Annotated in this window: 10 protein-coding genes; 8 read left to right on the top strand and 2 right to left on the bottom strand. The window is 72.7% G+C overall.

Translation table 11 applies throughout. The features are described from left to right. Positions 1-261 precede the first annotated feature (261 nt). The 5 genes from ACSU6Z_RS14255 to ACSU6Z_RS14235 all read left to right on the top strand — a co-directional run bounded on the left by ACSU6Z_RS14255 (position 262) and on the right by ACSU6Z_RS14235 (position 7,218). On the top strand, positions 262-807 hold the full coding sequence (locus ACSU6Z_RS14255; RefSeq protein WP_437050307.1) for a bacterial proteasome activator family protein: 546 nt from the start codon (positions 262-264) through the stop codon (positions 805-807). 445 nt (positions 808-1,252) lie between these two features. Continuing rightward, on the top strand, positions 1,253-2,872 hold the full coding sequence (locus ACSU6Z_RS14250) for a protein kinase domain-containing protein (protein WP_437045806.1): 1,620 nt from the start codon (positions 1,253-1,255) through the stop codon (positions 2,870-2,872). Between the two features lie 665 nt (positions 2,873-3,537). Beyond that, entirely contained in the window at positions 3,538-4,797 is a 1,260-nt protein-coding gene (gene pdhA / locus ACSU6Z_RS14245) for a pyruvate dehydrogenase (acetyl-transferring) E1 component subunit alpha (protein WP_437045804.1), read from the top strand. Positions 4,798-4,829: 32 nt separating this feature from the next. After that, positions 4,830-5,795 carry an alpha-ketoacid dehydrogenase subunit beta gene (locus ACSU6Z_RS14240; RefSeq protein WP_437050305.1) on the top strand — a complete coding sequence of 322 codons (966 nt, stop codon included), beginning with the start codon at positions 4,830-4,832 and terminating at the stop codon, positions 5,793-5,795. A gap of 10 nt (positions 5,796-5,805) precedes the next feature. Next, positions 5,806-7,218 carry a dihydrolipoamide acetyltransferase family protein gene (locus tag ACSU6Z_RS14235; protein WP_437045803.1) on the top strand — a complete coding sequence of 471 codons (1,413 nt, stop codon included), beginning with the start codon at positions 5,806-5,808 and terminating at the stop codon, positions 7,216-7,218. Between the two features lie 109 nt (positions 7,219-7,327). Here the strand turns inward: ACSU6Z_RS14235 and ACSU6Z_RS14230 are convergent, their stop codons facing one another. Next, on the bottom strand, positions 7,328-8,227 hold the full coding sequence (locus tag ACSU6Z_RS14230; protein ID WP_437045801.1) for a D-alanyl-D-alanine carboxypeptidase family protein: 900 nt from the start codon (positions 8,225-8,227) through the stop codon (positions 7,328-7,330). A 205-nt stretch (positions 8,228-8,432) separates the two neighbouring features. Here ACSU6Z_RS14230 and ACSU6Z_RS14225 point away from each other — a divergent pair, with 205 nt between their 5' ends. Next, positions 8,433-9,083 carry a GntR family transcriptional regulator gene (locus ACSU6Z_RS14225; RefSeq protein ID WP_437045799.1) on the top strand — a complete coding sequence of 217 codons (651 nt, stop codon included), beginning with the start codon at positions 8,433-8,435 and terminating at the stop codon, positions 9,081-9,083. Next, positions 9,080-10,396, top strand: coding sequence for an MFS transporter (locus ACSU6Z_RS14220; RefSeq protein WP_437045797.1), 1,317 nt, complete (start codon positions 9,080-9,082; stop codon positions 10,394-10,396). Before ACSU6Z_RS14225 ends, ACSU6Z_RS14220 begins: the two co-directional genes overlap by 4 nt. Before the next feature lie 48 nt (positions 10,397-10,444). On the opposite strand, the gene ACSU6Z_RS14215 is transcribed toward ACSU6Z_RS14220, so the two are convergent. Next, a complete protein-coding gene (locus ACSU6Z_RS14215) occupies positions 10,445-11,269 on the bottom strand; it encodes a maleylpyruvate isomerase family mycothiol-dependent enzyme (RefSeq protein ID WP_437045796.1) in 825 nt (274 codons plus the stop codon). A 241-nt stretch (positions 11,270-11,510) separates the two neighbouring features. Between ACSU6Z_RS14215 and ACSU6Z_RS14210 the strand changes: the two genes are divergently transcribed. Further along, positions 11,511-12,308: a carbon-nitrogen family hydrolase gene (locus ACSU6Z_RS14210; RefSeq protein ID WP_437045795.1), complete on the top strand. Its 798-nt coding sequence runs from the start codon at positions 11,511-11,513 to the stop codon at positions 12,306-12,308. Positions 12,309-12,360: the final 52 nt, after the last annotated feature.

The following is a 12,360-nucleotide window of genomic DNA, read 5'->3' as shown; positions in this document are numbered from 1 at the left end:
GCAGGGCCGGGCCCGGGCAGGCCCGTTCCCGCGCCCAGAGCCGTTCCCAGGGCCAGCACGAGCCCTGCCCCGCGCACTGCTCGCAGCCATGGAGTCACGTCGGTGACCCCCTCCCGGTCTACCAGTGGTCAAGATCGTCGGAACAAGCCTCACATCCATCGACTGTTCCGGCATTCCGGATTCCTCCACCCGTACGCGGTGGATCGGTCCCTTCCGGGGGCGCGACGGTGAGGAGGCGTGCGGGTGCGAGAGAATGGCGGCATGGAGATGCCGAGGAACGACAGGTCACCGGAGAACCCCCAGATCCTGGTCGTCGGCCAGGACGGCATGGCCCTCAGCGGTGGTGGCGGGGATGAGGAGTCCCGCGAGACCCCGGTGACGGAGCAGGTGGAGCAGCCTGCCAAGGTCATGCGGATCGGCAGCATGATCAAGCAGCTCCTGGAGGAGGTGCGCGTCGCCCCCCTGGACGAGGCGAGCCGGAACCGGCTCAAGGAGATCCACGCCAGCTCGGTGAAGGAGCTGGAGGACGGTCTGGCGCCGGAGCTGGTGGAGGAGCTGGAGCGGCTCTCCCTGCCCTTCACGGACGAGGCCACCCCGAGCGACGCGGAGCTGCGCATCGCCCAGGCGCAGCTGGTGGGCTGGCTGGAGGGCCTCTTCCACGGGATCCAGACCACGCTGTTCGCCCAGCAGATGGCCGCCCGCGCGCAGTTGGAGCAGATGCGCCGCGCCCTGCCGGCCGGCCTGGGCCACGACGGCGGCGAGGACGGCCACACGGGCGGGCGTGCGGGCGGGGGGCCGTACCTGTAAGGGCCTCCCCGGCCCGCCAGGGTCCGGCGGCACCGGCTGCCGGGCCCTCTCCCGCTCCCGGGACCTCCCCCGCTCCCGGGCCCCGGCGCGTCCGGAACGCCGTGACGATCTCGTGGCGTGACCTTGGCCACGGCCGGGGTCCCGCGCCGGGAGCGCCCACGGCGGGTTTTTCCCGGCCGGGTCCACTCCGGGACGCCGGCACGTCAAGCGAAGTGCCCGTTCCGTGACCGTACGCGAAAGAAGCGTCGCGGAAGCGTTACGGCGGACGCACGTCCGGTGCACAGAATTTGCACGGTCGCGCGGGGGCAGGGTTGGATGGCCGGTCCGTCTCGTGCCGGTCCTGGCGCCCGTCTCGGACCGGAGGCTTGCGCGGAGGCTGTAGCGTGGCCGACGGAGACCGTAACAACACCGCGCGCACCGCGGGCAGAAACGACGGCGAGGACTGATGGCACAGCAGCAGCGCGCTCAGGGCCCGTCCGACCCCGAGGCGACTGGCGGCGGTATGTCAGACGCGCCGGAGACCTGGGGCAACGGGGGGCTGGTCGGGGACGGCCGGTACCGGCTGACCCACAGGCTCGGACGGGGCGGCATGGCCGAGGTGTTCGCCGCGGAGGACGTCCGCCTCGGACGCACCGTGGCGGTCAAGCTGCTGCGCGCCGACCTGGCCGAGGACCCGGTGTCCAAGGCCCGCTTCACGCGTGAGGCGCAGTCGGTGGCCGGGCTCAACCACCACGCGATCGTCGCCGTGTACGACTCCGGCGAGGACGTCGTCGGCGGCCAGTCCGTGCCGTACATCGTCATGGAGCTGGTCGAGGGCCGCACCATCCGCGACCTGCTGATGAACGCCGAGGCCCCGGGCCCGGAGCAGGCGCTGGTCATCGTCTCCGGTGTCCTGGAGGCGCTGGCCTACTCGCACCAGCACGGCATCGTGCACCGCGACATCAAGCCGGCCAACGTCATCATCACGGACAGCGGCGCCGTGAAGGTGATGGACTTCGGCATCGCCCGCGCCCTGCACGGGGCGTCGACGACGATGACGCAGACCGGCATGGTCATGGGCACCCCGCAGTACCTCTCCCCGGAGCAGGCCCTCGGCAAGGCCGTCGACCACCGCTCCGACCTGTACGCCACCGGCTGCCTGCTGTACGAACTGCTGGCGCTGCGCCCGCCGTTCACCGGCGAGACCCCGCTGTCGGTGGTCTACCAGCACGTCCAGGACATCCCGACGCCCCCGTCGGAGGTCTCCGACGCCTGTCCGCCCGAGCTGGACGGCCTAGTCATGCGCTCGCTGGCCAAGGAGCCCGACGACCGCTTCCAGACGGCCGAGGAGATGCGCGGGCTGATCCAGTACGCGCTGCAGATGCTGTACGAGCAGGGCAGCCACAACGGCACCTGGAACACCGGGCCGGTCGCCGCGCACGAGGGGCGGCACACCCCGTCCGCCGGCATGGCGGGCACGGCCGTGCTGCCCCACCCCGACCACGGCTCCGGCACCACGCAGATCCCGCAGCCGGTCCTGCCCGGCGGGTACGGCGGCGGCGACGACGGCGGCTTCGAGGGCCACGGCAACCGGGGCAGCGGCCGGGGCAAGCTCTGGATCATCGCCGTGCTCGCGGTGATCGCGGTCGTGGCGGGCGCCGCGCTGGCGATGAGTCAGTTCGAGGGTGGCGACGCGGGCGGCGACGGGAGTCCCAAGGAGTCGCCGAGCGCCTCGCAGACCACCCAGGAGGAGAAGCCCAGCGAGACGCCGAGCGACGGGGCGACGGAGGGGAGCACCGACTCCGGCACCCAGCCGGGCACCGGGGACACCGGCGGCGACTCCGGCTGGACGCAGCCCACGGCCCCCTCGTACACGCCGTCGTACACGCAGACCCAGGAGCCGACCCAGGACCCGACGGGCGGGGAGACCGCGCCCCCGGTGACGCCGGAACCGACGGACGCCCAGCCGACCAGCGGCGGGGGGCAGCCGACGGGCGGCCAGACGCAGCCGACGGACGGTGACGACAGCGGTGGCGACGAGGACAACGGCGCGACCGGCGGAACGATCAACCCGTTCGGCGGCTGACGGGGGAAGAGCCCCGGGGAAGCAGCCGGAAGCACCCTCACGCGCGCGTGGGGCCCACACGGGGCCCCACGCGCGCGTGGCGTTGGTACGGATGCGCGCGGAGGGCGGACACGCCGGGGCTCCGGTCCGGGTGCCGCCGTCGCGCGGCCGTTTCGGCACGCGCGCGCCGGCCACCGGTCCGGCGCCCGGCTGTACCGGGCTCGCCGGCCGCCCCGATGCCGTCCTCGCCCGCGGGCGGGCCGTGGACGCCCGGTGGACGGCCTCGCGGCCGGCGGGAGAAATGGGCGGATTCGTCCTTCTGTGCGCACGGTGCCGGTCTCACGCGCGAACTCTTCCCGCGCCCGGGGTGACCGGGATACCGTGCCGTTGTTCCGGCCCCCTGCAAGGCTGTGACCAGTACCTGTTCCCGACTTTCGCCATTTACTTGGAAATCCAAGCAAAATTGCAGGTCAGGGTGGGTTTCACAGAAATGTGGAGAACTGGGTAACGTGCTTTTCTGCAGGGCGCTCGCCGGGGCACCTGTCACGCCTGTTCCCGGCCGGGCGCACCCACCCCGTGCGTCCCGTCGGAAGAACAGGTGAGCCGCTCCCCCGAGCTCCGGAACGGAGCGAGGGGGATCCCAGGCACCCGGCGAACCCGGGGGCCGGACCGACGGAGGAGCACACGTGACCGTGGAGAGCACTGCCGCGCGCAAGCCGCGACGCAGCGCCGGGAGCAAGACCGGGACCACCGGTACGAAGGCGGCCGGCACCACCGGCACCAAGCGCACCACCCGCACCGCTGCCAAGAAGAGCGCCGAGAAGGGCGCCGCACAGAGCACCGAGCCCGAGCTCGTCCAGCTCCTCACGCCCGAGGGCGAGCGCGTCGAGAACGCCGAGTACGACGCGTACGTCGCCGGCGTCACCCCCGACGAGCTGCGCGGCCTGTACCGCGACATGGTGCTCACCCGCCGCTTCGACGCCGAGGCCACCGCCCTGCAGCGCCAGGGCGAGCTCGGCCTGTGGGCCTCCCTGCTGGGCCAGGAGGCCGCCCAGATCGGTTCCGGCCGCGCCACCCGCGAGGACGACTACGTCTTCCCGACCTACCGCGAGCACGGCGTCGCCTGGTGCCGCGGGGTCGACCCGACCAACCTGCTCGGCATGTTCCGCGGCGTGAACAACGGCGGCTGGGACCCCAACGGCAACAACTTCCACCTCTACACGATCGTCATCGGCTCGCAGGCGCTGCACGCCACCGGCTACGCCATGGGCATCTCCATGGACGGCGCCGACTCGGCCGTGATCGCCTACTTCGGCGACGGCGCCTCCAGCCAGGGCGACGTGAACGAGGCGTTCAACTTCGCCGCCGTCTACAACGCCCCGGTCGTGTTCTTCTGCCAGAACAACCAGTGGGCGATCTCGGAGTCCAACGAGAAGCAGACCCGCGTGCCGCTGTACCAGCGCGCCCAGGGCTTCGGCTTCCCCGGCGTCCGCGTCGACGGCAACGACGTGCTGGCCACCCTCGCCGTCACCCGGTGGGCCCTGGAGCGGGCCCGGCGCGGCGAGGGCCCGGCGCTGATCGAGGCGTGGACGTACCGCATGGGCGCCCACACCACCTCCGACGACCCCACCCGCTACCGCCACGACGACGAGCGGGCCGCCTGGGAGGCGAAGGACCCGATCCTGCGCCTGCGCCGCCACCTGGAGGCCTCGCACCACGCGGACGAGGGGTTCTTCGCGGAGCTGGAGGCCGAGAGCGAGGCGCTGGGCAGGCGGGTGCGCGAGGCGGTCCGCGCCATGGAGGACCCGGACCGGTTCGCCCTCTTCGAGAACGTGTACGCGGACGGGCACGCGCTCGTCGACGAGGAGCGCGCGCAGTTCGCCGCCTACCAGGCGTCGTTCGCGCCTGAGTCCGATGGCGGCCTCGCCGCCGGATCGGGGGTTTGATCATGGCCGTGGAGACCGCACCCACCCAGAACATGGCCCTGGCCAAGGCGATCAACGAATCGCTGCGCCGCGCCCTGGAGACCGACCCCAAGGTCCTGATCATGGGCGAGGACGTCGGCAAGCTCGGTGGCGTCTTCCGTGTGACGGACGGTCTGCAGAAGGACTTCGGGGAGAACCGCGTCATCGACACCCCCCTGGCCGAGTCCGGCATCGTCGGCACGGCGATCGGCCTCGCCCTGCGCGGCTACCGCCCGGTGGTGGAGATCCAGTTCGACGGTTTCGTCTTCCCTGCGTACGACCAGATCGTCACGCAGCTGGCGAAGATGCACGCCCGCTCGCTGGGCAAGGTCAAGCTGCCCGTCGTCGTCCGCATCCCCTACGGCGGCGGCATCGGCGCGGTGGAGCACCACTCGGAGTCCCCGGAGGCGCTCTTCGCGCACGTCGCGGGCCTGAAGGTGGTCAGCCCCTCCAACGCGGCGGACGCGTACTGGATGATGCAGCAGGCCATCCAGAGCGACGACCCCGTGATCTTCTTCGAACCCAAGCGGCGTTACTGGGACAAGGGCGAGGTCGACACCGAGGCGATCCCCGGCCCGCTGCACGCCGCGCGCGTGGTCCGCGAGGGGACGGACCTCACCCTGGCCGCCTACGGCCCGATGGTGAAGCTCTGCCGGGAGGTGGCCGACGCCGCCGCCGAGGAGGGCAAGTCCCTGGAGGTCCTCGACCTGCGCTCGGTCTCCCCGCTCGACTTCGACACGATCCAGGCGTCGGTGGAGAAGACCCGCCGCCTGGTCGTGGTCCACGAGGCGCCGGTGTTCTTCGGTTCCGGCGGGGAGATCGCCGCCCGCATCACCGAGCGCTGCTTCTACCACCTGGAGGCCCCGGTGCTCCGGGTCGGCGGCTACCACGCCCCGTACCCGCCGGCCCGCCTGGAGGAGGAGTACCTGCCCGACCTGGACCGGGTGCTGGATGCCGTCGACCGCTCGCTGGCGTACTGAGGAGAGGGCCGTGACGACGATGACGGAAGGGTCCGTGCGCGAGTTCAAGATGCCCGACGTGGGCGAGGGACTCACCGAGGCGGAGATCCTCAAGTGGTACGTGCAGCCCGGTGACACGGTCACCGACGGGCAGGTGGTGTGCGAGGTCGAGACCGCCAAGGCGGCCGTCGAGCTCCCCATCCCCTACGACGGCGTGGTGCGTGAGCTGCGCTTCCCCGAGGGCACCACGGTGGACGTGGGCACGGCGATCATCACGGTGGACGTCGGCGGCGGTGCCGCGCCCGCCGCGCAGGAGCCGGCACCCGCCGCGCGGGAACGGGCCGAGGAGCCGAAGCCGCAGGGCTCGGGCCGCCAGCCGGTCCTGGTCGGCTACGGCGTCGCCACCTCCTCGACCCGCCGCCGTCCCCGCAGGGCCGCGGAGATCCCGGCCCAGGAGGCGCCCGCCGCGCCGGCGGCGGCCGCGGTCCAGGCCGAGCTGAACGGCCACGGACCGGACGCCCGCCGGCGCCCCCTGGCCAAGCCGCCGGTGCGCAAGCTCGCCAAGGACCTCGGCGTCGACCTGGCGGCGGTCACCCCGACCGGCCCGGACGGCGTCATCACCCGCGAGGACGTCCACGCGGCGGCGGCCCCGCGGCAGGCGGCGGGGCCGGAGCCGGCCGTGGGCACCCCGGCGCCCGCGGCCCCCGTGTCCGTGGCTCCCGCGCCGGTGTCGTACGACACCGCCCGCGAGACCCGCGTGCCGGTCAAGGGCGTCCGCAAGGCGACGGCCGCGGCGATGGTCGGCTCGGCGTTCACCGCGCCGCACGTCACGGAGTTCGTGACGGTGGACGTGACCCGGACGATGAAGCTGGTCGAGGAGCTGAAGCAGGACAAGGAGTTCGCGGGCCTGCGCGTGAACCCCCTCCTGCTGATCGCCAAGGCCCTGCTGGTCGCGGTCAAGCGCAACCCGGACATCAACGCGTCCTGGGACGAGGCGGCCCAGGAGATCGTGGTCAAGCACTACGTCAACCTGGGCATCGCGGCGGCGACCCCGCGCGGTCTGATCGTCCCGAACATCAAGGACGCCCACGCCAAGACGCTCCCGCAGCTGGCGCAGGCGCTGGGCGAGCTGGTGACGACGGCCCGCGAGGGCAGGACCTCCCCGGCGGCGATGCAGGGCGGGACGGTGACCATCACCAACGTCGGCGTCTTCGGCGTCGACACCGGCACGCCGATCCTCAACCCCGGCGAGTCCGCGATCCTCGCGGTCGGCGCGATCAAGCCCCAGCCGTGGGTCCACAAGGGCAAGGTGAAGCCCCGTCAGGTCACCACGCTGGCCCTCTCCTTCGACCACCGCCTGGTCGACGGCGAGCTGGGTTCGAAGGTGCTGGCCGACGTGGCGGCGATCCTGGAGCAGCCGAAGCGGTTGATCACCTGGGCGTGAGGCCCTCCGGGACGGGACGGCACGAGGGGCCCGCCGCGGTGACGCGGCGGGCCCCTCGTGCCGCGTACCGGGCGCGGGCCCTCGGGCGCCGGCCGTGAGCCGCCGCGGGTCAGGCCTTGGTGAAGCCGTAGTTCAGCAGCTTCTTCGCGTCCGTCTCGCGCTGGGTCCCGGACGTCGACGCCAGGACCGTGCCGATGACGGTCTTGCCGTTGCGGGTGGCGGCGAAGACCAGGCAGTACTTGGCCTCGGGGCCGGAGCCGGTCTTCACGCCGATGGTGCCGCTGTAGGTGTTGAGCAGCGTGTTGGTGTTGACCCACGGCGCCATCGTGCGGGTGCTGCCGGTCTTGGTGATCGTCTTGGCCGTGTACTTCTTCGTCTTGACGATCGTGCGGAACGTGGAGCTCTTCATCGCGCTGCTGGCGATCTTCGTCAGGTCGCGCGGAGTGGAGTAGTTCGAGCCGTTGCCGATGCCGTCGAAGGAGTCGAAGCGCGTGTTCTTCAGACCGAGGTTCTTGGCGGCGGTGTTCATCTTGCCGATGAACGACTTCACGCGCGCGGCACGCGTCGAGCCCGTGCCGAACTTGTCGGCGAGCGCGTAGGCGGCGTCGCAGCCGGAGGGCAGCATCAGCCCGTACAGCAACTGGCGGACGGTGACCTTGTCGCCGACGATCAGCCGTGCCGAGGAGGCGTTCTTCGACACGATGTAGTCGCTGTACGCCTTCTGGATCGTGACCTTGGCGTCGAGGTTGAGGTTCGGCTGCGCGAGCACGACCTTGGCGGTCATGATCTTCGTCGTCGAGCCGGTGGAGCGCTTGGTGTCCGCGGCCTTGGTGTACAGCGACTTGCCGGTGGCGTTGTTCATCACGAAGCCGCCCTTGGCGGCGATCGTGGGCGCGGTGGCGGCCTGCGCGGGCGCCGCGGAGAGGAGTCCGGTGGCGAACACGGCGCCGGCGGCCACGGTGGCGGCGGCGGCTCTGCGCGGACGGATGCCCTGAATGCCGTTCTTCAAGTGAGTTACCCCGATTACGTTGAATGCCCGTGGGCGCGGCCGAGGTTGAGGTGCGGGCAGCACGGGGCCGCGTCTGTGTGACACGCGGCGGGCGCGGATGGTTGTACCGGGGCCGGTGGGCTTCTCCCCGCGTTCCGGCCCCGCTCCGGCGTCCGCATGGCGGAAGGCGACCGTGATGCGTACCTGTTGTATCTATCCTGTGGGCATGACCATGGCCGTGAAGCAACCCCCCGCCGCCGACCGCGTCTACACACACGTCAAGCAGGGCGTCCTGGAACGCCGTTACGAGGGAGGCACCCTCCTCACCGAGGGCGAGCTCGCCGAGGCCGTCGGGGTCTCGCGCACCCCGGTGCGCGAGGCGCTGCTGCGGCTGGAGGCCGAGGGGCTGATCCGGCTCTACCCGAAGAAGGGCGCCCTGGTGCTGCCCGTCTCCGCACAGGAGATCGCCGACGTCGTGGAGACCCGGCTGCTGGTCGAGGAGCACGCGGCGCGCAAGGCCGTACCCGCGCCGCCCGGGCTGGTCGAGCGGCTGGAGCAGCTGCTCGCCCGGCAGCGGGAGCAGGCCGCCGCCGGCGACTTCGCCGCCGCGGCCGTCACCGACCGCTGCTTCCACGCCGAGATCGTCCGCAGCGGCGGCAACGAGATCCTCTCCAGGCTCTACGACCAGCTGCGCGACCGGCAGCTGCGCATGGGCGTCGCCGTCATGCACTCCCACCCGGACCGGATCGCCAAGACCCTCGCCGAGCACGGGGAGATCCTCGGCGCGCTGCGCGCCGGGGACGCGGAGTCGGCCGTCGCCGTCGTCCGCCGGCACGTGAGCTGGTTCTCGAACCTGGCCCGGGGGGAGGTCCGATGAGTTCGAGGGCCTCCCTGGGCGGCTCCACCCCCCTGCCCGGCGACCCGCCGGGCGGCCGGCGCGCGATCGGCGTCTGGAGCGTCGGCGTCGCCGTCTACTTCGTCGCCGTCACCTTCCGCACCTCGCTGGGGGTGGCCGGCCTCGACGCCGTCGACCGCTTCCACGTGAGCGCCTCGGCCCTGTCCACCTTCTCCATCCTCCAGCTGCTGGTCTACGCGGGCATGCAGATACCCGTCGGCCTGCTCGTCGACCGGCTCGGCACCAAGAAGGTGCTGGGCCTGGGCGCGGTGCTGTTCACGGCGGGACAGCTGGGCTTCGCGTTCTCCCCGTCGTACGGCATGGCGCTCGCCTCGCGGGCGCTGCTCGGTTGCGGCGACGCGATGACGTTCATCAGCGTGCTGCGGCTGGGCACCCGCTGGTTCCCGGCCCGGCGCGGACCGCTGGTCGGTCAGCTCGCCGGCCTGGCCGGCATGGCGGGCAACCTCGTCTCCACCCTCGTCGTGGCGCGGCTGCTGCACGGCATCGGGTGGGAGGCGGCGTTCGCGGGCAGCGCGCTGGCGGGCGTCGTCGTGCTGGTCCTGCTGCTGCTCTTCCTGAAGGACCACCCCGAGGGGCACGGGCCGGAGCCGGCCGGGCACCGGGGAGCCGCGTACGTGCGGCGGCAGATCGCGATGTCGTGGCGGGAACCGGGGACGCGGCTCGGACTGTGGGTGCACTTCACCACCCAGTTCCCGGCGATGGTGTTCCTGCTGCTGTGGGGCCTGCCCTTCCTGGTCGAGGCGCAGGGCCTGTCCCGGGCGGCCGCGGGCGAGCTGCTCACGCTCGTCGTGCTGTCGAACATGGCGGTCGGCCTGGTCTACGGCCAGGTCGTCGCCCGGCACCACGGGGCGCGGCTGCCGCTGGCGCTGGGCACGGTGGCCGCGACGGCCGCCCTGTGGGCCGCGACACTCGCCTGGCCCGGTGAGCACGCCCCGACGGGGCTGCTGGTCGTGTTGTGCGTGGTGCTGGGGGCGTGCGGCCCGGCGTCGATGATCGGGTTCGACTTCGCACGGCCCGCCAACCCGCCCGAGCGGCAGGGAACGGCGTCCGGGATCACCAACATGGGCGGCTTCATCGCCTCGATGACCACGCTGTTCGCGATCGGCGTGCTGCTCGACGCCACCGGGGACGACTACACCGTCGCCTTCTCCTCCGTGTTCGTCCTCCAGGCGCTCGGCGTCTCCCAGATCCTGCGGCTGCGCGGGCGCGCGGCCCGGCGGGAGCGGGAGCGGCTGGTCGCCAGCCGGGTGGAGACGGTGCACGTCCCCGCGTGATCCGCCGGGTTCGGGGGCGCGGCGTCCCGCCCGCCCGGTGGCCGCGGGCTACTTGGTGACCGCGAACCTCCGCAGGATGGCCGCCGCCAGCTCCTGGTCGCCCTCCGTCTTGACCCGGTCCGCCACCGCCTCCGGCGTCACCCGCCCGCAGGCCAGGCGGACGTAGGTCTCCCAGTCGAGGGAGAGGGAGGCGGCCGGCCCGAGCGCGGGAACCGCCTCCAGGGTGCCGCGGCCCTGGATGTCCACGCGCACCGTGCGCAGGAACTCCACCGGCCCGTGGACGTCCACCACGACGGCCGAGCTGCGCGGCGCGTGCGCGTCCTCGGCGACGACCCGCGGCAGCTCGCCGAGCAGCACGTCCCGCGCGACGTACGCGCCGGGGGAGTCGAGGTTGCCCGGGCGGCCGAGGGCGGTGCGCAGGTCCTGCTCGTGCACCCACACGTCGAAGGCGTGCCGGCGCATCGACTCCTCCAGGGTGAGATCGGCCCCGTACGGGCCGCGGACCTTGGTGCCGGGGTCGCGGTTCTCGTTCCGCAGCTGGCGGTTGCGGCGGATGATCATGTACTCCAGCTCGGAGGTCATCTCCGGTGCCGTGTGGTGACGGCGGACGTCGACCTGCAGCTCCATGTAGCGCTGGTGCTCGCTGGTGACGTGGAACAGGTCGCGCGGCAGCGCGTGGATGGGACGCGGGTCGCCGAGCATCTCGGAGTCCAGCCCGATGACGTGGGAGACCACGTCGCGGACCGACCAGCCCGGACACGGTGTGCGCCGGTTCCAGTCGGCCTCCACGAGTGGCTGGACCAGTTCGGATATCGCCTCGATGGAGTGGGTCCAGGCATCGGCGTAGGGCTGGAGGGTGGGATGCAGACTCACGGAACGGGACCCCTCGGCGGTCGGTACACGGGCAGGTGGCGGCGGTGCCAGTGGGTGGCGGCTGCACTCGGCGGGCGTCTTCGGACTCCCCCGGGCCCTCGCCTCCGCTGCGCGCAGGCTTCGAGCAGGGGGGACCCCCAAGTTACGCTGCTGTGCGGTGCCCCGGCAGTGCTTTCGTGTGACGATCGTAGGCTGTGGGGAGGTCCGTGTGGACGGCTCCGATGGCCAGGACGGTGGTAGTGTGCGCGCTTCTCTGATCCAGCTCGCCGTGGACGAGGGGGAACCGGTGGCGTCGCGCCGCCGGCGCGTGGCCGCCCTCGTACGGGAACAGGAGGGCGCCGACCTGGTCGTCCTGCCCGAGCTGTGGACCACCGGCGCCTTCGCCTTCGAGGAGTTCGACGCCGGGGCCGAGCCGCTCCGGGGACCGACGTACGAGGCGATGGCCGAGGCCGCGCGCGACGCGGGCGTGTGGCTGCACGCGGGCTCGATCCCGGAACGCGACCCCGACGGGTCCCTCTACAACACCTCCCTCGTCCTCTCCCCCTCCGGCGACCTGGCCGCCGCCTACCGCAAGATCCACCGCTTCGGCTTCGACAAGGGCGAGGCCGTGCTGATGGGCGCGGGGCGCGAGCTGGTGACGGTCCGTCTGCCGGGGACGACCCTGGGCGTGGCGACCTGCTACGACCTCCGCTTCCCCGAACTCTTCCGCGGGCTGGTCGACGCCGGCGCCGAGATCCTCGCCGTCCCGGCGGGCTGGCCCGAGCGCCGCCGCTCCCACTGGACGCTGCTGGCCCGGGCGCGGGCGGTGGAGAACCAGGCGTTCGTCCTCGCGTGCGGAACGGCCGGGACGCACGCGGGAGTCCCGCAGGCCGGTCACTCGGTCGTGGTGGACCCGTGGGGTGAGGTGCTGGCCCAGGCGGGCCCGGACGAGCAGGTCCTCACCGTGGAGTTCGACCCCGCGTCGGTGGCGGGCACGCGGGAGCGCTTCCCGGTGCTGAGGGACCGGGTCCTGGGGCTGGAGACGCCGCCGCGCCGGTGACCACCGCGCCACCGCGCCGGTGGCCCCGCCCCGCCGGGCGGGTGGGCGCACG

It is taken from the genome of Streptomyces sp. enrichment culture (assembly GCF_964273145.1).
In the GTDB taxonomy this organism is placed as follows: Bacteria; Actinomycetota; Actinomycetes; order Streptomycetales; family Streptomycetaceae; genus Streptomyces.
Note: the sequence above shows the minus strand (reverse complement) of the source record. Positions and strands in the feature narration are given on the sequence as shown.